The 19,800-nt window shown below is 72.6% G+C and carries 19 protein-coding genes; 8 read left to right on the top strand and 11 right to left on the bottom strand.

Annotated elements, in window-relative coordinates; translation table 11 throughout:
* Positions 1 to 7: 7 nt before the first annotated feature.
* On the bottom strand, positions 8 to 1,024 hold the full coding sequence (locus ABZZ74_RS10110) for a helix-turn-helix domain-containing protein (RefSeq protein ID WP_356763051.1): 1,017 nt from the start codon (positions 1,022 to 1,024) through the stop codon (positions 8 to 10).
* A gap of 71 nt (positions 1,025 to 1,095) precedes the next feature.
* Here ABZZ74_RS10110 and ABZZ74_RS10105 point away from each other — a divergent pair, with 71 nt between their 5' ends.
* Entirely contained in the window at positions 1,096 to 2,418 is a 1,323-nt protein-coding gene (locus tag ABZZ74_RS10105) for an MFS transporter (protein WP_356763049.1), read from the top strand.
* Between the two features lie 7 nt (positions 2,419 to 2,425).
* Here the strand turns inward: ABZZ74_RS10105 and ABZZ74_RS10100 are convergent, their stop codons facing one another.
* The 5 genes from ABZZ74_RS10100 to ABZZ74_RS10080 form a co-directional block, all read right to left on the bottom strand.
* Positions 2,426 to 3,016, bottom strand: a complete 591-nt coding sequence (locus ABZZ74_RS10100) for a flavin reductase family protein (protein WP_356763047.1) — start codon at positions 3,014 to 3,016, stop codon at positions 2,426 to 2,428.
* A gap of 40 nt (positions 3,017 to 3,056) precedes the next feature.
* Complete coding sequence (locus tag ABZZ74_RS10095) at positions 3,057 to 3,848, bottom strand: enoyl-CoA hydratase-related protein (RefSeq protein WP_356763045.1); 792 nt, start codon at positions 3,846 to 3,848, stop codon at positions 3,057 to 3,059.
* Positions 3,839 to 6,064 (bottom strand): acetate--CoA ligase family protein, encoded by a 2,226-nt coding sequence (locus ABZZ74_RS10090; protein WP_356763043.1) that lies wholly within the window; start codon positions 6,062 to 6,064, stop codon positions 3,839 to 3,841. Before ABZZ74_RS10090 ends, ABZZ74_RS10095 begins: the two co-directional genes overlap by 10 nt.
* Positions 6,065 to 6,184: 120 nt before the next feature.
* On the bottom strand, positions 6,185 to 7,696 hold the full coding sequence (locus tag ABZZ74_RS10085) for an FAD-dependent oxidoreductase (RefSeq protein WP_356763041.1): 1,512 nt from the start codon (positions 7,694 to 7,696) through the stop codon (positions 6,185 to 6,187).
* A 165-nt stretch (positions 7,697 to 7,861) separates the two neighbouring features.
* On the bottom strand, positions 7,862 to 9,049 hold the full coding sequence (locus tag ABZZ74_RS10080; RefSeq protein WP_356763039.1) for an NAD(P)/FAD-dependent oxidoreductase: 1,188 nt from the start codon (positions 9,047 to 9,049) through the stop codon (positions 7,862 to 7,864).
* 207 nt (positions 9,050 to 9,256) lie between these two features.
* Here ABZZ74_RS10080 and ABZZ74_RS10075 point away from each other — a divergent pair, with 207 nt between their 5' ends.
* The 3 genes from ABZZ74_RS10075 to ABZZ74_RS10065 are packed head-to-tail and all read left to right on the top strand — an operon-like array spanning position 9,257 to position 11,199.
* Positions 9,257 to 9,646, top strand: a complete 390-nt coding sequence (locus ABZZ74_RS10075) for a Zn-ribbon domain-containing OB-fold protein (protein ID WP_356763037.1) — start codon at positions 9,257 to 9,259, stop codon at positions 9,644 to 9,646.
* A 23-nt stretch (positions 9,647 to 9,669) separates the two neighbouring features.
* Entirely contained in the window at positions 9,670 to 10,272 is a 603-nt protein-coding gene (locus ABZZ74_RS10070) for a GNAT family N-acetyltransferase (protein WP_356763035.1), read from the top strand.
* A gap of 51 nt (positions 10,273 to 10,323) precedes the next feature.
* Positions 10,324 to 11,199, top strand: coding sequence for a GNAT family N-acetyltransferase (locus ABZZ74_RS10065; protein WP_356763033.1), 876 nt, complete (start codon positions 10,324 to 10,326; stop codon positions 11,197 to 11,199).
* A 10-nt stretch (positions 11,200 to 11,209) separates the two neighbouring features.
* Here the strand turns inward: ABZZ74_RS10065 and ABZZ74_RS10060 are convergent, their stop codons facing one another.
* The 3 genes from ABZZ74_RS10060 to ABZZ74_RS10050 all read right to left on the bottom strand — a co-directional run bounded on the left by ABZZ74_RS10060 (position 11,210) and on the right by ABZZ74_RS10050 (position 13,571).
* Positions 11,210 to 11,875: a pyridoxal 5'-phosphate synthase gene (locus ABZZ74_RS10060; RefSeq protein WP_356763031.1), complete on the bottom strand. Its 666-nt coding sequence runs from the start codon at positions 11,873 to 11,875 to the stop codon at positions 11,210 to 11,212.
* Between the two features lie 3 nt (positions 11,876 to 11,878).
* Complete coding sequence (locus tag ABZZ74_RS10055; protein ID WP_356763029.1) at positions 11,879 to 12,307, bottom strand: pyridoxamine 5'-phosphate oxidase family protein; 429 nt, start codon at positions 12,305 to 12,307, stop codon at positions 11,879 to 11,881.
* A 91-nt stretch (positions 12,308 to 12,398) separates the two neighbouring features.
* Positions 12,399 to 13,571 (bottom strand): acetyl-CoA acetyltransferase, encoded by a 1,173-nt coding sequence (locus tag ABZZ74_RS10050; RefSeq protein WP_356763027.1) that lies wholly within the window; start codon positions 13,569 to 13,571, stop codon positions 12,399 to 12,401.
* A 76-nt stretch (positions 13,572 to 13,647) separates the two neighbouring features.
* Here ABZZ74_RS10050 and ABZZ74_RS10045 point away from each other — a divergent pair, with 76 nt between their 5' ends.
* Together ABZZ74_RS10045 and ABZZ74_RS10040 are read left to right on the top strand one after the other, a co-directional pair.
* On the top strand, positions 13,648 to 14,832 hold the full coding sequence (locus tag ABZZ74_RS10045; RefSeq protein WP_356763025.1) for an acyl-CoA dehydrogenase family protein: 1,185 nt from the start codon (positions 13,648 to 13,650) through the stop codon (positions 14,830 to 14,832).
* Positions 14,829 to 15,305, top strand: a complete 477-nt coding sequence (locus tag ABZZ74_RS10040; RefSeq protein WP_356763023.1) for a nitroreductase/quinone reductase family protein — start codon at positions 14,829 to 14,831, stop codon at positions 15,303 to 15,305. Before ABZZ74_RS10045 ends, ABZZ74_RS10040 begins: the two co-directional genes overlap by 4 nt.
* On the opposite strand, the gene ABZZ74_RS10035 is transcribed toward ABZZ74_RS10040, so the two are convergent.
* A complete protein-coding gene (locus tag ABZZ74_RS10035) occupies positions 15,299 to 15,556 on the bottom strand; it encodes a hypothetical protein (protein ID WP_356763021.1) in 258 nt (85 codons plus the stop codon). The genes ABZZ74_RS10040 and ABZZ74_RS10035 overlap by 7 nt on opposite strands.
* Positions 15,557 to 15,698: 142 nt before the next feature.
* Positions 15,699 to 16,334, bottom strand: a complete 636-nt coding sequence (locus tag ABZZ74_RS10030) for a TetR family transcriptional regulator (protein ID WP_208781408.1) — start codon at positions 16,332 to 16,334, stop codon at positions 15,699 to 15,701.
* Between the two features lie 135 nt (positions 16,335 to 16,469).
* Here ABZZ74_RS10030 and ABZZ74_RS10025 point away from each other — a divergent pair, with 135 nt between their 5' ends.
* The gene (locus tag ABZZ74_RS10025; RefSeq protein WP_356763019.1) at positions 16,470 to 17,201 is read left to right on the top strand and encodes a VOC family protein; all 732 of its coding nucleotides are present in this window, start codon (positions 16,470 to 16,472) and stop codon (positions 17,199 to 17,201) included.
* Between the two features lie 182 nt (positions 17,202 to 17,383).
* Positions 17,384 to 19,729, top strand: a complete 2,346-nt coding sequence (locus ABZZ74_RS10020) for a serine/threonine-protein kinase (RefSeq protein ID WP_356763017.1) — start codon at positions 17,384 to 17,386, stop codon at positions 19,727 to 19,729.
* The last annotated feature ends 71 nt before the right edge of the window (positions 19,730 to 19,800 follow it).

Genomic DNA, 19,800 nt, shown 5'->3' with positions numbered 1-19,800 from the left:
GGGGTGCTCAGGCCCTGACGCCGGTGCGGAAGGTCCGGCGGTACGCGGTCGGGGTCACCCCCAGGGCCGCCTGCAGATGCTGGCGCATCGACTGGGCGGTGCCGAAGCCGGCCTCCTGCGCCACCTGGTCCACCGACAGATCGCTCGACTCCAGCAGTTGCCGGGCCCGCTCCACGCGCTGCTGGGTGAGCCACTGGCCGGGACTGACGCCGACCTCCTCGCGGAAGCGGCGCGTGAAGGTCCGTACCGACATCGCTTCCTGGGCGGCCATGTCGCGCAGCTGGATCGGCTCGTGCAGCCTGCCCAGCGCCCAGGCGCGGGCGCCGGTCGTGGTCGCCACCTGGGGCTCGGGGACCGGGCGGTGGATGTACTGCGCCTGTCCGCCGTCGCGGTGCGGCGGTACGACCGTGCGGCGGGCCACCTCGTTGGCGACCGCCGTGCCGTGGTCGCGGCGGACCATGTGCAGGCACAGGTCGATGCCGGCCGCCACCCCGGCCGAGGTCAGGACGTCGCCGTCATCGATGAACAGCACGTTCGGGTCGACGTCTACCTTCGGGAAGAGGCGCTGGAGCTGGTCGGTCTCCGCCCAGTGCGTGGTCGCGGGGCGGCCGTCGAGGTAGCCGGCGGCGGCCAGTACGAAGACGCCCGTGCAGATCGAGGCGAGCCGGGTGCCGAGGCGGATGTGGGCGAGGGCGGCGGCCAGCTCGTCGGTGAGGACGCCCTCCTCGAAGACCGGGCCGAGTTCGTACGACGCCGGGACGATCACCGTGTCGGCGGTGGCCAGCAGCTCCGGGCCGTTCTCGACCTGGATCGAGAAGTCGGCGTCCGTGCGCACCGGGCCGGGTGGCCGGACCGAGCAGGTGAGAACCTCGTAGAGGTGGCGGCCCAGGGTGTCCTTGGGACGGCCGAAGATGCGGTGCGGGATGCCCAGCTCGAAGGGGAGCAGGCCGTCCATGGCGAGGACGACGACACGGTGCGGGCGGAACTCCATGGATTCCATGGCCGTACCCCTGTCGGGACTCATGGCCCGATTCTAACGAATGCTGTCCTTCGGGCCAGTGGTGACGACCGGTTCCGGCCAGGATGCTCTATGTCGTGACCCAGACAACCGAGGCGGCAGCCGCCGCAGAGGAAACCCCGTCCACCGGAAAGACCCACCGCATCCACCGCGCCTGGTTCGTCGCCGCCGTCACCTTCGTGACGATCATCGGTGCGGCCGCCTTCCGCTCCCTGCCCGGGCTGCTGATCGACCCGCTGCACCAGGAGTTCGGCTGGTCGCGCGGCACGATCGGCGCGGCCGTCTCGATCAACCTCGCGCTGTACGGCCTGACCGCGCCCTTCGCGGCGGCGCTGATGGACCGCTTCGGCATCCGCAAGGTCGTCGCGGTGGCCCTGACGGTCATCGCCCTCGGTTCCGGTCTGACGGTGTGGATGGACTCGGCCTGGCAGCTGCTGCTGTGCTGGGGCCTGCTGGTCGGCCTGGGCTCGGGCTCGATGGCGCTGGCCTTCGCGGCCACGGTCACCAACCGCTGGTTCACCGAGCGGCGGGGCCTGGTGACGGGCATCCTGACCGCCGCGTCCGCCTCCGGCCAGCTGATCTTCCTGCCGGTGCTGTCGTGGATCGTCGAGCACCACAGCTGGCGTCCGGCGGCGGTCACGGTCGCCCTCGCGGCCCTGGCCGTCGTGCCCTTCGTCTGGCTGCTGCTGCGGGACCATCCGGCGGACGTGGGGGTGAAGCCGTACGGCGCGAAGGAGTTCGTGGCGAAGCCGCCGCCCGCGCAGGGCGCCGCCCGCCGCACCGTGCGGGTGCTGGCCTCGGCCGTCCGCACCGGCCCCTTCTGGCTGCTGGCCGGCACCTTCGCGATCTGCGGCGCCTCCACCAACGGTCTGATCCAGACCCACTTCGTGCCCGCCGCGCACGACCACGGCATGCCGGTGACGGCGGCGGCCTCGCTGCTCGCGGTGATCGGGGTGTTCGACGTCGTCGGCACGGTCGCCTCCGGCTGGTTCACCGACCGCTTCGAGCCGCGTCGCCTGCTCGCGGTGTACTACGCCCTGCGCGGCATCAGCCTCCTGTTCCTGCCGATGCTCCTGGCGCCCTCGGTCCACCCCCCGATGCTGTTCTTCATCGTCTTCTACGGCCTCGACTGGGTCGCCACCGTCCCGCCCACCGTCGCCCTGTGCCGCGAGCACTACGGCGACGACAGCGCCATCGTCTTCGGCTGGGTCCTCGCCTCCCACCAGGTCGGCGCCGCCCTCGTGGCCTTCCTGGGCGGCGTGGCCCGGGACGTCTTCGGCTCCTACGACATGGTCTGGTACGCCTCAGGAGCCCTGTGCGCGGCGGCGGCCCTGATGGCGTTGGTGATCAGGCGGAGGCCGACGGCGAAAGTGCCGCAGCTCGCGTCGGTCGCTGCTTAAGGACCCCTTAGTCCTGCAGGCGGCCGAAGTGGCCCCGGTGGAAGAGCAGGGGGGTGGGCTCGGTGTCGGAGGTGCCCAGGGCCTCCACCCGGCCCACCACGATCAGGTGGTCGCCCCCGGTGTGGACCGCGTGGATCGTGCAGTCGATCCAGGCGACCGCGCCGGTCAGGCGGGGTGAGCCGGTGGCCGGGGCCGGGTCGTGGGGCACGCCCGCGAACTTGTCGGCGCCCCTCACCGCGAAAGCGCGGCACAGGTCGCCCTGGTCGGCGGCGAGGATGTTGACGCAGAAGACGCCGGCGCGGGCGATGCGGGGCCAGGTCGTCGAGGTACGGCCGACCATGAAGGCGACCAGGGGCGGGTCGAGGGAGAGCGAGGAGAAGGACTGGCAGGCGAAGCCGGCCTCGGGGGGCGCCGTCACGATGGTGACGCCGGTCGCGAAGGTGCCCAGAACGCGGCGGAACTCGGTCTGGTCGACGGGGGCGCGCTCGTCCTCGCCGACGCACCGCAGCTCAGGGCGCGGCAGCGGCTCCACGGGGGCCGTGGCCCCGGTCGACCTGAGGTATCGGACGGCGGCCGCGGCCGCTCCTGCGTGTCCCATCACCCCTCCATTGAAGCTGACGGTTCGTCAGATGGGAAGGTCAACGACCCTGGTAGTCGGGGCTTCTGCGCTCCACGAAGGCGCGTACCCCTTCCTGGGCGTCCCGCGTCGTCATGTTGATCTCCTGCGCGGCGGCCTCGGCGGCGAAGGCGGTCGCGCGGTCGGTGTCCAGGGAGGCGTTGACGAGCTGTTTGGTGAGGGCGAGGGCGCGGGTGGGGCCGGTGGCGAGGCGTTCCGCCCAGGCGCGGGCCGTCTTCTCCAGCTCCTCGTCGGGGACGACCCGGTTGACCAGGCCCAGGCGTTCGGCGTCGGTGGCGGAGAGCGCGTCGCCGAAGAACATCAGCTCCTTGGCGCGCTGCGGGCCGATCAGACGGGGGAGGAGGTACGCCCCGCCGCCGTCCGGGACCAGTCCCCGGCGTACGAACACCTCGATGAACCTCGCCGACTCCGCGGCCAGTACGAGGTCGCAGGCGAGGGCGAGATGCGCGCCCAGGCCGGCCGCCGTACCGTTCACCGCCGCGATCACCGGCTTCTCGCAGTCCAGGACGGCGGCGGTCAGCCGCTGGGCGCCAAGACGCAGGACGCGGGCCACATCCCCCGCCACCCGCTCACCGGCCGCCGCGCCACCACGCAGGTCCGCGCCCGCGCAGAAGCCGCGCCCGGTCCCGGTGATCACCACCGCCCGGACCTCCGGGTCGGCCGACGCGTCCGCCAACAGCTGGATGAGCAGGTCCCGTTGGTCGGGGGTGAGGGCGTTGAGGGCCTCGGGCCGGTTGAGGGTGAGGTGGGTGACGTGGCCGTCGGTCGTGTGCAGGATCCCGGTCACCGGCACACCGCCAGCGCGTCCAGCGCCACCGCCCCCTGCCCCCGGGGCAGCACCATCAGCGGGTTGATGTCGAGCTCCGCCAGCTCGTCCCCGAGTTCCATCGCCATGCGCTGCACCCGCAGGACGACCTCCACGAGCGCGTCCACGTCCGCCGGCGGCCGCCCCCGCACCCCCTCCAGCAGCGCCCGCCCGCGCAGGTCGGCCAGCATGGCGTGCGCCTGGTCCTCGCCGAAGGGCGGCACGCGTACGGCGACGTCGTGCAGCACCTCCACCAGCACCCCGCCGAGCCCGACGGTCACCGTCGGTCCGAAGAGCTCGTCGTGGGTGACGCCGACGACCATCTCCACGCCCCGCTCGACCATCTGGCAGACCAGGACACCGTCCAGCGAGACGCCCTCGTAGCGGGCGATGTCGGTCAGCTCGCGGTAGGCGTCCCGGACCTGGCTGGCGGAGGTCAGGCCCACCTTCACCAGGCCCAGCTCGGTCTTGTGGGCGATCTGCGCGCCGGACGCCTTCATCACCACGGGGTAGCCCACCAGCCCGGCCGCGCGTACGGCCGCCGCCGCGCTGGTCACCAGTTGCTCGCGCGGCACACGGATGCCGTACGCCCGCAGCAGCTGCTTCGCCGCGTGCTCGCTGAGCTGCTGCCCCGGGCGCATCAGCGCCTGCGCCTTGCGGAAGGAGGGCGAGGTGGTGCGCGGGGCCTCGTCGAAGGGGGAGCGGTAGTGGGCGACGAAGCGGTGGTGGTCGAGGTAGGCGCGGACGGCGGTGATGCAGTTGGCGACCGTGCGGAAGGTCGCGACGCGGGAGGAGCCCAACAGGACCTCGCGGTACGCCGGTTCGGTGCCGACCGGGGATCCCCACACCACGCAGACCAGCTTGTCCGTCCGCTCGGCCGCGTCCACCAGGTCCTGGACGAGCTTGTCGCTGAGCGGCGGGAAGGGGCCCGTGATCGGACAGATCAGCACGCCGACCGCCGGGTCGTCGAGGATCGCGTCGATGATCTTCCGGCCGCGTTCGTCGCCGACCGGGTGCCCGCCGTTGTCGACGGGGTTGGCCACGCTGAGGTACTCGGGTATCCACTGGTGCAGCTCGGTCTGTTTGGCTGCGGACAGCTGCGGCAGCGACAGCCCCGCCTCCGTCGCCAGGTCGGCGAAGTGCGCGCCGGTGCCGCCCGAGATGGAGTAGACGACGACCCCGTCGGCCCGCGGCGGCTTCGCCCGGGCCAGCAGGGCGGCGGTGTCCTGGAGTTCGTCCAGGCCGTCCACCCGGATCACGCCGAACTGCCGCATCGCCGCGTCCACCACCGTGTCCGCGCCGGTCAGCTTGCCGGTGTGCGAGGCGGCCGTGCGGGCGCCGGTCTCGGTGCGGCCCACCTTCACGGCGACGACCGGTACCTTGCGCCGGGCGGCGCGGTCGGCGGCGAGCAGGAAGGAACGGCCGTCCTTGAGGCCCTCGACGTAGCAGGCGATGGCGCCGACCTCGGGCCGCTCGGCGAAGTAGGAGAGGAAGTCGGCGGTCTCCAGGTCGGCCTCGTTGCCGGTGGGCGCCCAGTGGGAGAGCCGGATGCCGAGTTCCTGGAGGGAGAAGACGGGTCGGCCCTGGTGTCCCGACTGGGTGATCAGGGCGATCGCCGGTCCGTCGAGGTCGTCGCGGAACCGCTCGAAGGCGTTGAGGTTGGTGTTGGGCCCGAGCAGCCGCATCCCCGAGCGCCGCACGGCGAGCGCCAGCCGCTCCTGCGCGGCCGCGCCCTGCGCTCCCGTCTCGGCGAACCCGGAGGCGAAGACCACCGCGAACCTCACCTTGGCCTCGGCGAGTTCCTCGACCACGGGAAGCGGGTCGGCGACCAGCAGCACGGCCAGGTCGACCTGTTCGGGCAGGTCGGCGACGGACGGGGAGCAGGGTATGCCGAAGACGGACGCGCGGTGCGGGTGAACGGGGTGCAGCCGGGCGCCGACCCGCTCGGCCCAGGCCACCAGCTGCCGGGTGATGCCGGTGTTGGGCCGCCCCTCGGTGTCCGAGGCGCCGATGACGGCGACGGACTCGGGGCGGAAGAACCGGTCCAGGTCGGGGACGTCGGCGTACAGCGGTCGCCCGCCGACGTCCAGATCGTCGACCTCGGCGGGCCTGCCGTGGACGGCGGGCCCGGGTTGCTCGCCGCAGGCGATGACCCGGGCCCGGCGGGAGTCGGTGGTGAGGGTGCCGTGGGTTGATCCAAGCATCGGTCCGCCCGCTCCTCTGAGACAGCCAAATAACTGACGCTCTGTCAGATTACTGAACTGACGCAGTGTCAGGAATGGGCGTGCACCCAAAGTTGGTGAACCCGCAACCGATCAACCGGCTCAGAGCTCGGCCAGCACCTCCTTGGCCACCCGCTCGCCCGACCGCACGGCTCCGTCCATGTAGCCGTTCCAGTAGGTGGAGGTCTCCGTGCCCGCCCAGTGGATGCCGCCGACCGGCTTGCGCAGGGAGGTGCCGTAGTCGGTCAGGACACCGGGCGGGGCGAAGGCGACCGGGCCGCCGCGGGAGAAGCCCTCGTTGTTCCACCGCTGCAGCACGAAGGAGGTCGGCGACTTGGCCTTGTCGCCGAAGTAGTTGACGTAGTCCTTCAGGACGGCCGCCTTGACCTCGTCGACGCTCGAGGCGTCGTACGCCCGCATCTCGTCGGCCTCGATGAAGCCCATCAGGGCGCCGTAGGAGGCGTCCGGCGGGGAGTTGTCGAAGGTCGAGCGGACCACGCCGGAGTCGCTGACGACCTGGCCGTTGAGGCCGTCCGCGCGCCAGAAGGGGGTGTCGTAGACCGCGATCGCCTTGCCGATCGAGCCCATCGGCAGCCGCTGGCTGAGCTGGTCCCGGGCGGCGGGGAGCAGGGGGTCGTAGGTGATGCGGGCCGCCAGCGGGGGCGGTACGGCGACGACGACCTTCTTCGCCGTCACCGTGATCCCGTCGGCCGTGACGACGTACTTGGCGCCGGACTGCGCGATCGAGCGCACCGGCGCGCTCAGCACCACCCGGTCGCCGAGGGTGGCGGCCAGCTTGATCGGGACCTGCTGGGAGCCGCCGACGAAGCGGGACTCCTGGGCGCCGTTCGCGGTGTCGGTGAGGCGTTCCAGGGTGCCGACGTTGTTCTCGTCGCCGGCGGCGGCGATGTAGAACAGCACGTAGAGCAGGGAGAGTTCGCGGGGCTGCGCGGAGAAGATCGACGTACAGGCCACGTCCAGCAGGAACTTGGCCGAGGGGATGACCGCGTTGGCGTTCAGCCAGCTCTCGAAGGTCTGCTTGTCCCATTCGGCCGCCTTGGCGGCCGTCCAGGGCGCGTCCACCGGCACCTTCTTGGCCATGTCGTCCAGCGAGGCCTGCACGATCGCCGCGTTGGCGAGCCCGGCCACGTCGACCGGCGGGACCGAGCCGAGGACGCCGTCGGTGGCGTACGGGGTCCGGGTGCCGTCCTTGTACAGGAGGTTCTTGCCGGTGTTGTAGGTCGTGAAGGTCGCCACGCCCAGGGAGTCGGCGAGGGCCTTGATGCGGTTCTGAGTGGGGCCGATGAACTCGCCGCCGCCCTCGGTGAACCCGCCGCCTGGCAGTTGCAGGTTGACGACCCGGCCGCCGACACGGTCCCGGGCCTCCAGGACGGCGACCGTCTTGCCTCCGGCCACCAGGTCACGGGCCGCGGTCAGTCCGGCGAGGCCGCCGCCGACGATCGCCACGTCGACGTCACGGCTGGTCGCCGCCGACGCGGTTCCGGCGGCGGTGCCGGTGAGGGTGACGGCGCCCGCCGCCGCGGCGGCACCGCCGAGCAGGGAGCGCCGCGTCAGGGCGCGGGGGTGGGGCTGTCTTTCGCGTGCCACGTGCATCCTCCATATGGAGAGAGTGGGGAGAGAATGTGGAGCCGGAAAGCTGAGCAGTGTTCACATTCTGGCCCCGGAAGACGGCACGCTTCAACGCTTCCGCCACATCTGACACACAAGTAACGCGTATATGGATGAAGGAAGTTGAGGGTCGTGCAGGTCAGGAGGGCATCAGCCGGGCAGTCGGGACAGCGAGTTCCCGCCGGCCCGCACGATCGCCTTCGCGATCTTCTCGGCGTCCATCGCGACCTCGCGCAGGGTGCCGCTGATGGGTGTGGTGAACCCGGTGAAGTGCAGGCCGGGCGCCTGTTGCGGGGCGCGGGCGCCATGCGCCACCGGTCTGCCCCGCTCGTCCAGCACGCCCAGATGACCGACCAGGCCCTCCAACGCACGGACGTATCCGGTTGCGGCGACCACGGCCTCCGGGGAGACGAGGGTGCCGTCGGCGAGGACCACCTTGCCGCCCTCGAAGCCGTCGACGGCGGCCACGACCTCGACCTTCCCCTTGCGCACGGCGTCGATCAGACCGACGTCCTGCACGGGGATGGCACCCTCCTTGGCGCGGCTGTAGAGCCCGGAGTCCGGGCGGGGCAGCCCCTGCGCGGACAGGTCCGGCACGCTGAGCTTCGCCATCGGCCGGGCCAGCCGGTCCACGAGCCCGACCGGCAGCCGCCGCACCAGGACGCCCGTGTACTGGGCGGCCCAGCCCGCGGTGGAGCGGCGGACGATGTGCGGGGTCGTGCGCACGGACAGCCGTACCCGCGATGCGCCGCCCTCGACCAGGTCCACGGCGATCTCCGCGCCGGTGTTGCCGACGCCCACGACCAGGACGTCCCGGCCGGCGTACGGCTCGGGGTTGCGGTAGTCGCCGGCGTGCACGAAGTCGCCGGTGTACTGGCCGAGTCCGGGCCACTCGGGCACGTACGGCGTGTGGTTGTACCCGGTGGCGACGACCACGGCGGCGCCGGTCAGCTCACGGCCGCCGGTGGCGTGCAGCAGCCAGCCCGTGCCGTCGGGTGTGCGCTCGATCCGGGACACCTCGACCCCGGTGACGATCTCCAGCTCGTGCACCTCGGCGTACTTCTCCAGGTAGCGCACGACGTCGTCGCGGGCGACCCAGCGGCCGAAACGGCGCGGTATCGGCAGTCCGGGAAGGGCGGACAGCCGGCGGGTGGTGTGCAGGTGCAGCCGGTCGTAATGGCGCCGCCAGGCAGCGCCCACCTGGTCCGACTTCTCCAGGACCACCGCACGGATCCCCTTGGCCCGCAGCGCGTATGCGACGGAGAGCCCCGCGGGTCCGCCGCCGACGACGTAGACGGGACGGTCCGAAGGGCTCGGGGAGGGTGTGGAGTCGGCCATGAGCGCGAGCGTAATCACGCACCAGCTTGATGGGTCTCGGTCAAGACCGGAATTGGTTGCGGATTGATCACGCCTGTAGGAGGAGTGGGTGGGGCTTGTGGCGTAGGACACCTGGTTGTGGTCGTACGGCGATCGGCCCGGCCCCTGGCCCGGAACCGTGCGGATCCCGGGTTCCGGGAACGCGAGACCTGACGTACCGTCAGATGCATGACCCGTCACGATCTCCCGGAGGCCGACGCCTTCACGCGGACGTACTGGGACGCGGCGGCCGAGGGGCGGCTGCTGGTCCGGCGGTGCGGGGCGTGCCGGCGGGCGCACCACTACCCGCGGGAGTTCTGCCCGCACTGCTGGAGCGAGGACGTGGCCTGGGAGCCGGCGTGCGGCCGGGCCGCGCTCTACACGTGGTCCGTCGTCCACCGCAACGACCTGCCGCCCTTCGGCGATCGCACCCCGTACGTCGCCGCCGTCGTCGACCTCGCGGAGGGGCCGCGGATGATGACGGAGATCGTGGAGTGCCCGGCGGAGCGGCTGCGGGCCGGGATGGAGCTGGAGGCCGTGTTCCGGGAGGGGGTGCCGGTATTCCGGCCGCGTGGCTGAGGCGGGCGCGTTTGAATGGGCGCATGACCGGCATACACGAACCCACCCTCGCCCTCGAATCCACCGAAGTGCTCGGACACGGACTGCGGCTGCGCCCGTGGGACGCGGACTCCGGCGCCGACGTCGAGACCTTCTTCCGGGGCTGCGCGGACCCGGAGTTCCTGCGCTGGAACACTCCGCTCACGCCGGTCGCCGACCTTGCCGTGGCCCGCGCCTCGATCGCCGCGAAGACGGAGGACGCGCGGACGGGGACGGGAGTGGCGTTCTGCGTCGAGGACGCGGGCGACGGTACGAGGCTGGGCCACATCAGCGTCAGCGACATCCACACCCTCCTCAGCCACGCCCGCATCGGCTACTGGGTCCTGCCCGAGGCCCGCGGCCGGGGCGTCGCCACCCGCGCCCTCGCCCTCGCCGCGCACTGGGCCCACACCGACCTCCGGCTCAACCGCCTCGAACTGGGCCACGCCGTCGGCCACCAGATCTCCTGCAAGGTCGCCGAACGCTGCGGCTTCCGATACGAGGGCACCATGCGCGGCCAGATGTTCGAAGCAGACCGCCAGGACGCCTTCCGAGACGCCCACCTCCACGCCCGCCTGGCCACGGATCCGGAGCCCGAGGGGCTGTGAAGCGGGCGTAATTCGGAGGCGTTCCGGGGGGAGTGCGCGGCAGCATGAGGTATGGGATCCGATGACTGGTACCGCATCGACGACCTGGGCGTCTTCCTCTCCCGTGCCGGGGACTTCCTGCGCTCCCGGCCCGCCCCGCACACCCTTGCGCTGACGGTGACCGAGCAGTTGAGGACCCGGGGGACGGGGGTCTACGGGGACGAGGCGCCGTACTTCGGAGTGCTGGAGCGGCGGGAGACGGTCCGGGCGGTGTACTTCCGTACGCCTCCCTACCGCCTCAACGTCACCTCCCTCACCCCCGAGGAGGCCGGCGCCCTCGCCGCGCACCTGGCCGCCGACGGCCGTCCGCTGCCCGGCGTCTCCGGCGAGCGGGCTTCCGTCGCCGAGCTGGCGCGGGCCTGGGAGCGGCGCACGGGCGCGAGGGCGGCGGTGCGCCAGCGCCAGCGGCTGTACCGGCTCGACACCCTGACCGCGCCGGGCCCGGTGCCGAGGGGCCGGGCGCGGGTCGCGGGGGAGGCGGACCGGGAGCAACTGGTGCGCTGGTACGGCGAGTTCATGGCAGCCGTCGGCGAGGGCGCCGGGCAGCGCGCCGAGGGCTGGGCCGACGCGCGCATCTCCTACGGCGGCGTCACGTTCTGGGAGGACGCCGACGGCACCCCGCTCGCCATGGCCGGCGTCACCCCGATGGTCGCCGGGCAGGTGCGGGTGGCGCCCGTCTACACGCCGGCGCAACTGCGCGGCCGGGGCTACGCGGGCGCGGTCACCGCCGAGGTCAGCCGGGCGGCGCGGGCGTCGGGCGCCGACGAGGTCCTGCTCTTCACGGACCTGGCCAATCCGACCAGCAACGCCCTCTACCAGCGCATCGGTTACCGCCCGGTGGCCGACTTCGACCTGTACGACTTCGACGGGCACGACGTCACGCGCTGAGGACGTGGTGTCACGGCCAGAGCAGTTCGCGCTGCCAACCTGCGCCCTCCCGGCGGTAGTTCAGCCGTACATGCCGGCGTTGCTCGTCGCCCTGGAAGAACTCCGCCTCTTCAGGGCGCAGTCGGTACAGCGTCCAGGTCGGCACGGGTGCGTCCGGCTCCCGCTGGGCCCGTTCCCAGGCGGCCTGTGAGACCTGCGCCAACTCCTCGAGGGAGCCCAGGACCTCGCTCTGCCGGCCGGTGAGCGCGGCGGCGAGGGCGCCGGTGGAGCGGGCGTGCAGATCGCCCTGGGACGCGGCGGCCGGCGCGGCGGTGACGGTCCCACGCAGCCGCACCTGGCGGCCGAGGGCGGCCCAGTAGAAGCACAGGGCCGCCTGCGGGCGCTGTGCCAGCTGCCGGCCCTTGCGGCTGCTCGCATGCGTCGCGAAGGTCCAGCCCCCGGCGTCCGCGCCGTGCAGCATCACGATCCGTACGTCCGGGCGCCCGTCCGCGTCGGCCGTGGCGAGGGACATGGTGTGCGGCTCGCGCTGCCCGGCCGTGACCGCCTCCGCGAACCACGCGGTGAACAGGTCGAGGGGGTCGGCGGGGGCGGCCGCGGGGTCGAAGGGGCGCAGTTCGGTGACCGCCGGGTCCCACACCCGCAGCGACCTCAGCACCTCGTGTAGATCCGTTCCCATGCCTCAGACGGTACCGAGGTCCGAGGACAGCCACCGTTCGGGCCGCATCCGCAGGAACACCTGCTCGCCGTGGTTCTTCGAGGCGAAGTCGACGTACTCGTCCACCTTCTCGGCCGGCAGATACCGCGCGCTCATCTCCCGCAGCCGCTCGATCGTGCCGGGCGCGGTCTCGATCACCGGGCCCTCCACCGACACGTACCTGATGGTGGGCTCCAGCCGGTCGACCATCAGGGAGAAGCGGCCCGCGGCCTGGATCAGCTCGTACTTGCGGGAGGTGAGCCCGGTCAGGATCCACATCGTCCCGTCGGCGTCGTCGTACTGGTACCAGATCGGCAGCGTGAGCGGCGCGCGTCCCTCACCCGCGTCCACCGACAGGGCGGCGATGTGGGGCTCGGCCAGGAACTGTGCGCGCTCTTCACGGGTCAGGGCCATACGGGTCTCCTCCGGTGACTGGGCGGTACGCTGCGGGCCGGGAAGGGGCTCCCGCTGCAGCCTACGACCACCGTCACCAAGTGACCCCGGTTCACTCGCGCCCGAGCACCACCGTCCCGGCAGAGCAGAACCATCCGCCGGTCCCGGACGCCACTCCCAGCCGCGGCAACTCCCCGTCGCTCGCGCGTACTTGCCGGGCGCCCGCCTCCCCGCGCAGCTGCCTTACCGCCTCCACCAGCAGGAACAGCCCCCGCATCCCGGGGTGTTGGGCCGACAGCCCGCCCCCGTCGGTGTTCACCGGCAGTTCCCCGCCCTCGACCCGCAGCCGCCCCTTCTCCACGAACGCCCCGCCCTCGCCCTTCCCGCAGAACCCGAGGTCCTCCAGGGTCACCAGCGTCATGTACGTGAACGCGTCGTAGATCTGGGCGAAGTCCATCTCCGCCGGCCGCACCCCGGCCCGCTCGAAGGCCAGCCGCCCGCTCACCGCGGCCGGGGACACCGTGAAGTCCGGCCACTCGGACATCGCCGCGTGCGAGACGTGCTCCCCGGTGCCGAGCACCCAGACGGGGGCGGTACGGCAGTCCCGCACGTACTCCTCCGCGGCCAGCAGCACCGCCGCGCCGCCGTCGGAGCGGATGCAGCAGTGCAGCTTGGTGAACGGGTCGGCGATCATCGGGCCGGACAGGACGTCGTCCACGCTGACCGGGTCGCGGAACATCGCGTCCGGGTTCAGGGCGGCGTTCGCCCGTGCCTGCACCGCCACCTCCGCCAACTGCTCGATGGTCGTACCGTGTTCGATCATGTGACGGCGGGCCGCCATCGCGTACTTGGCGATCAGGGTGTGGCCGTAGGGCACCTCGAACTGCAGCGGGCCGCGCGCGCCGAAGGAGAGGTCGCCGGTGCGCCGGCCGGCCCTGATGTCGGCGCGGGCCGTGGAGCCGTAGACCAGGAGCACCGCGTTCGCGTGGCCGGCCGCTATCGCGTCCGCCGCGTGGGCGGCCATGACCTCCCAGGTGGAACCGCCGACCGAGGTGGAGTCGACCCAGGTGGGGCGCAGGCCGAGGTACTCGGCGACCTCGACGGGGGCGAGCGTGCCGAGACCGGCCGAGGCGAAGCCGTCGACGAGCCCGCGGCCGAGACCCGCGTCCGCGAGGGCGCGGCGGGCCGCCTGGGCGTGCAGGGCGTACGGGGTCGCGTCGTCGACGCGGCCGCAGTCGGAGAGGGACACCCCGACCACGGCCACTTTCCGGCTCCCGCGCGTCATGAGAGGCCACCTTCCCCTGGGCATATCGTTCCCGGACTCCTAATATGACGGCCCGTCAGATCCGGAGGGAAGAGCCATGGACGCCCGCTTCACCGCCGAACAGGACGAGATCCGCCGTACCCTGCGCGAACTGCTCACCAAGCGCTGCGGCCCGCGGGAGCTGCGGGCCGCCCTCGACACCCCCGACGGTCACGACCCCGTCCTGTGGACCGCGCTCGCCGACCAGCTCGGCCTGCCGGGGCTCGCCCTGCCCGAGGCCTACGGCGGTGTCGGCTGTTCGGCGACCGAGCTGGCCCTGGCCTGCGAGGAGACGGGACGGGCGCTGGCCCCCTCGCCGCTGCTCGCCACCGCCGTCCTCTCGGGGCCCCTCATCCTCGCCCTGGGTTCGGACACCCAGCGCGCCTCGCTGCTGCCCCGTCTGGCCTCCGGTGCCGTGACCGCCGCCCTCGCCGTGCCCGGCACCGCCCTGACCACCGCCCTCGCCCTGACCGGTGACAACGGCGGGGAGTGGGCCGGTGGCGGACGGGCCGGGGGCGTGCAGGCCAGACGGGCGGGTGAGGGGTGGCGGCTGTACGGGCAGGCCGAGCAGGTGCTCGACGGGCACAGCGCGGGGGTGCTGCTCGTCGCCGCGCACACCGGGGGGTTCGCCCGCTCCCGGACGCTGCTCTTCCTGGTGCCGGGGGATGCGCAGGGGGTGGTGCGGGTACGGCAGACCGCGCTGGACGCCACCCGGCCGCAGGCCCGCGTCCAGCTGCGGGACGTCGAGGCAGAGTTGCTGGGGGACGAGGGCGCCGACGTACTGGGCGCCCTCGCCGCGCTCGGGGACACCGTCGCCGCCGTGCTGGCCTGCGAGGCCGTCGGGGCCGCGGACCGGGCGCTGGAGCTGACGGTGGAGTACGTGGGACAGCGGGAGCAGTTCGGGCGGGCGATCGGCTCCTTCCAGGCGGTCAAGCACCGGCTGGCGGACGTGTACGTGCAGGTGCAGGCGGCGCGGTCGGCGGCCTACTACGCGGCCTGGGCGACCGCGAAGGGGGAGCGGGCCGGCGGGCTCGCGCTCGCGCAGGCCCTGGAGGCCCTGCGGGTGGCGTCCGCCGAGGGCATCCAGCTGCACGGGGGGATCGGTTTCACCTGGGAACACCAGGCGCATCTGTACTTCAAGCGCGCATCGGGCGACGAACTGCTCTTCGGGCCGGTGCATCGGTTGCGGGCGCGTGCCGCTCAGACGGCGCGGCTCTTCGAGGGCCGGGAGGTGGCGGTGTGATCGGCGAACGTGTCGTGCAGCGGGTGTCGTCGACGCGGGGTTTCGCGAAGGTGGCCCCGCATGTGATTCCGGCGCTGGACCGCGCCGTCCACCGGCTCACCCGGGGGAAGATGCTGCTGAGCGCGCAGATGCTGCCGGGGGTGATCCTGACGTCGACCGGGGCGAGGAGCGGGCAGCGGCGCCGTACGCCGCTCGCGTGCATGCCGGAGGAGGGCGGCCGCAGCTGGCTTCTGATCGGCTCGAACTTCGGCCGCACGGACCACCCGGCCTGGACCCACAACCTGCTCGCCCACCCGGACGCGGAGGTCAGCTGGAAGGGTGCGGACATCCCTGTCCGGGCCCACCTGCTGGAGGGCGAGGAGCGGACGGCGGCCTGGAAGGCACTGCTGGCCTTCTGGCCGCCGTACGCCACCTATCAGGCGCGGGTCGAGAGGGAGATCCGGGTCTTTCGGATCACCCGTCGTGATCAGTGAGCCGAGACCTGGGCGCAGGCCACGTCGTACTGGGAGACCGAGGCCGGGTTCTTGGAGTTCTGGGGCTGGGAACCGGCGTACTTGCTGCCGGCGACACCGCCCGGGTCCTCGTTGAACGCGGAACCGGGGGCGCTCGAGGCGTGGCCGGGGCTCGCGGGCTCGGCCTGGCAGGACTGGTTGGGCTGACCCGTCGCGAAGGCGGGCCCGGCGGCGATCCCTCCGACGCCGGTGAACAGGGCGACCGAGGCCACGGCGACGGCCGACGATGTTCAGCGGGTACGAGGTCAGGGGCCGGGCGGGGTCCGCACAGCGGAGCAGGCGGTGGCTCACGGAGTCGTCCGTGAACCACCGCCTGCAGACAGGACTTGGGGGGCCTGGAAAAAAGGGGGCGCGTTACTTCGTCGGTTTCTTGCCCGTCACGCCCAGGTGCACCAACAGGGCCAGGTTCGGCTTGAGTTCGGCCTGCTTGACGCCCCAGGTCTGGAAGCCCTTCTGGTGCGAGGCCACCGCCGCGAGCATCGCGACGAGCGAACCGGCGACCGCGGCCGGGTTCACGTCCTTGTCGACCCTGCCCTTGGACTGCAACTCGGCGACGGAGTCCGCCAGGGAGTTGTTGACCGAGTTCAGGATCTTCATGCGGATCTTGTAGAAGCGTTTGTCGCCCTCGGCGGCCCCGAGATCGACCACGCGCAGGATCGCGTCGTTCTTCCGCCAGAACTCCAGGAACCCGTCCACGAGTTCCTGCGCGGTCTGCCAGCCGGCCTTGCCGACCCATGAACGGCCCTCGAGCAGGGCGGTCAACTGCCCTCCCTCGGTGGCCATTTGCTCGGCGATCTCCAGGACGGCGCCCTCGACGTCCGGGAAGTACTGGTAGAAGGTCGCGGGCGAAGTGCCCGCCTTCCGGGCGACATCGATGACTTTGACGTCCCGGTACGGGGAGGAGCTGAGCATCTCGCTGAGGCAGTCGAGCAGCTTCTGCCGGGTCGCCTGCCCACGCCGACCCGCCACACGGCCGTCGACGGTACGCACTTGTCCTGTCATGCCGTCAGCTTACCGAGGGGTGATCGGAGCGCGATTCGGCCGACTGCAAATGGGGTGCATGGGGGTGCGGGGACAGGTGTGCCTGGTCCTGCGGGGGGCGCGAGGCGCCGTTAGTTTGGCGGTATGGCCGAAAACAGGGCATCCGCGTACGGAGAGGGCGTCCCCTGCTGGGTGGACGCGCAGCTTCCCGACGTCGAGGCGGGCAAGCGGTTCTACGGTGAGCTCTTCGGGTGGGACTTCGAGGACGCGTACGGGGGATCCGTCTGGGCGCGCAAGGACGGCGAGCCGGTCGCCGCGCTCGCCCGCAAGACGGACGGGCGGCTGCCCACCGTGTGGACAGTCTATTTCGCCACCCCGGACGCGGAGTCCCTGGCCGACCGGGTCTGGGCGGCCGGCGGACAGGTCGTCACCGCGCCCGTCCCGCTCGGTGACCTGGGGACGACCGCGCTGGTCACCGACACCGAGGGAGCCGTTTTCGGCCTTTGGGAGCCCGGCTCCCACCCGGGCTTCGGCAAGCGGCACGAGCCGGGCACCTTCGGCTGGGCCGAGCTGTACGCCCGTGACACCGAGGCCGCCAACACCTTCTACGGCGAGCTCTTCCACGACGCCCTGTTCGGACCGGACGCCCGCCCCGACTTCGGCCGCGCGCCCGTCTCCGATGTCTTTCCGGCCGAGATGCCGCCCCATTTCCTCGTCCACTTCGCCGTCGAGGACTGCGAGGCGGTCCTCGGCACGGTGAGCCGGCTCGATGGCCGTATTCAGGCACCACCATTCGAGACGTCGTACGGAAAGGTGGCGGTCGTCACAGACAATCAAGGGGCGTCGTTCGCCGTACTGGAGCGGCCCGAGCCCTGAGTCATGCGGTGAAACGCCCCGGTTTGCGGGGAGACACCCCGATTCGGGCCCGGGTTCGCAACCGGTGCTCCGGCCAGGAAGAATCGGGGTGCGTGCCGCCATGGCGGTGCGGTGGTGAGACGCTGCACTTCGGTCGCGTACATATGTGGGTGGCGCGGCTTGTACGGGGAGGTGGCAGGCAAGTGGTGGATCAGCTGACGCAGCACGATCCGCGGCGGATCGGGCCGTTCGAGGTGCTGGGACGGCTGGGTGCCGGCGGCATGGGGCTGGTCTATCTCGCGCGCTCGGCGTCCGGCCGGCGCGTGGCGATCAAGACGGTCCGGACCGAGCTGGCCGAGGACCAGCTCTTCCGCGTCCGTTTCACGCGTGAGGTGGAGGCGGCGCGGGCGGTCTCCGGGTTCTACACGGCGGCCGTCGTCGACGCCGACCCGCGTGCGGCGGTGCCCTGGCTGGCCACCGCGTACGTGCCCGCGCCCTCGCTCGAGGAGATAGTGAACGAGTGCGGGCCGCTCCCGGCCCAGGCCGTGCGCTGGCTCGCGGCGGGCGTGGCGGAGGCGCTGCAGTCGATCCACGGCGCCGGGCTGGTCCACCGCGACCTCAAGCCCTCGAACGTGCTCGTGGTCGAGGACGGCCCCCGGGTGATCGACTTCGGTATCGCCTCCGGCGTCTCGAACACCCGTCTGACCATGACGAACGTGGCCGTCGGCACCCCCGCCTACATGTCCCCCGAGCAGGCCAAGGACTCGCGGTCGGTCACGGGCGCGAGCGACGTCTTCTCGCTCGGCTCGATGCTGGTCTTCGCCGCCACCGGCCACCCGCCCTTCCACGGCGCCAACCCGGTCGAGACGGTCTTCATGCTGCTCCGGGAGGGGCCGGACCTGGAGGGCCTGCCGGACGAGCTGCGCCCGCTGATCGAGTCCTGCATGCAGATGGAGGCCACGGCCCGCCCCAACCCGGCCGACCTCCAGGCCAACCTGGCCCCCCACCTCTTCGGCTCCGGCTCCGACGACAGCGGTACGGCCTCGGCATGGCTGCCCGAGCGGGCGGTGAGCCTGATCGAGGCGCGCCGCAACGGCCGCCCGGCGGCCAAGCCCGGTCAGCAGGGCGGCGCCCGCAGCGGCGGGGGCCGCCCGCCCCTGCCGCCCCCGCCCTCGCACGACCCGGTGATCCCCACGGCGCCCCCGGTACCGGTCGGCGCCCCCGACACCGGCCCGGTCCGCCTCGCCGGCGCCCAGGTGCCCATCGGCCCCGGCCCCCGGGTCGCCGACGTGCGCGCCGCCGCCGTGAAGGCGCCCCCGCCGGAGGCCGCCCTGGCCGCCTCCTGGGCCAAGCCCCGCCCCGGCGTCAACGGCGCCGACCCGGCCGTGCCGGCGCCCCCCGCCCCCGCCCCGGAGGCCGCCGGCTGGCGCCCGTGGCGCTTCCGCATGTCCAACGACGTGTGGGGCACCCCCTCCGTCTTCGGCGACCTCGTCTACGTGACCTCCTTCGAGGTGCACGCCCTGGACGTGGCCACCGGGCGGCGGCGCTTCAAGACCCGGGACGTGGCCTGGTCGATGGCGGTCGCCGACGGCCGTATCCACGCCTCCGACGGGCCCACGCTGTTCGCCCTGGACTGCCGTGAGGGCGCCGACCTGTGGCGGCTGAACACCGACGCCTGGGTGTACTCCCTGCACGCCGACCGGGGCACGGTCGTCACCGGCACCCGCGGCGGCGGCGTCCAGGCCTGGGAGGCCGCGAACGGGCGGAAGCTGTGGGAGCTCACCGGCGCCCAGACCGACTTCGAGTCCCCGGAGGCCGGGCCCGCCGTGCACGAGGGCACGGTGTACGTCTGGCAGGACGCCCGGCTGCGCGCCCTGGACGCCCGTACGGGTGACGAGCGCTGGTCCTACCCGATCGGCGACGCCGCCTCCTGCGGCGGTGTGCCGATCCGGCTGACGCACGCCCCGGACGGCTACGTCTACGTCTCCGCCGGCACCCGTGTGCTGGCCCTCGACGTCGCCGGCGGCCACGTCAGGTGGCACTTCGAGGCACCGGCGGTGTTCCTCTCCCCGCCCACCTTCGCGCCGGGCCCGGCCGTCACCGGCGGCGGCATCTACCTCGCCGACTACCTCGGCACGGTCTACGCCCTCGACGCCACCGACGGCCGCGACCGCTGGCGCATCGCCACCGAGTCCCGGGCGTCCGTCGACCCGGTCCTGGTGGCCGCGGGCCATGTCCACGTCGGCAGCGGCAAGGGCCTCTACACCCTGGACGCGGTCACGGGCACGCCCAAGTGGCGCTTCCAGGCGGGCGGCGACATCGTGGGGGCGCCGGCCGTGGCGGACGGCCGTATCCACTTCGGCTCCACCGACCACCTCCTGTACACCCTGAAGGCCGACGACGGCCGGCTGCGCTGGAAGCTCGCGACCGGCGGCGAGATCACCGGGGCGCCGGTGGTCAGGGACAGGGTCGTGTACGCGTGCAGCAAGGACCGCTGCGTGTACGCCCTGGACGCCGAGAAGGGCACGGGCACCGCGCGCACCACCTGAGACCGAGCGGGGGGACGGCCGTCGTACCAGCTGCACGGAAGGGTGTGGACGGCGGCCGCCCGTGCCGACGC

Source organism: Streptomyces sp. NPDC006476 (assembly GCF_040612015.1).
GTDB lineage: Bacteria > Actinomycetota > Actinomycetes > Streptomycetales > Streptomycetaceae > Streptomyces > Streptomyces griseorubiginosus_B.
Note: the sequence above shows the minus strand (reverse complement) of the source record. Positions and strands in the feature narration are given on the sequence as shown.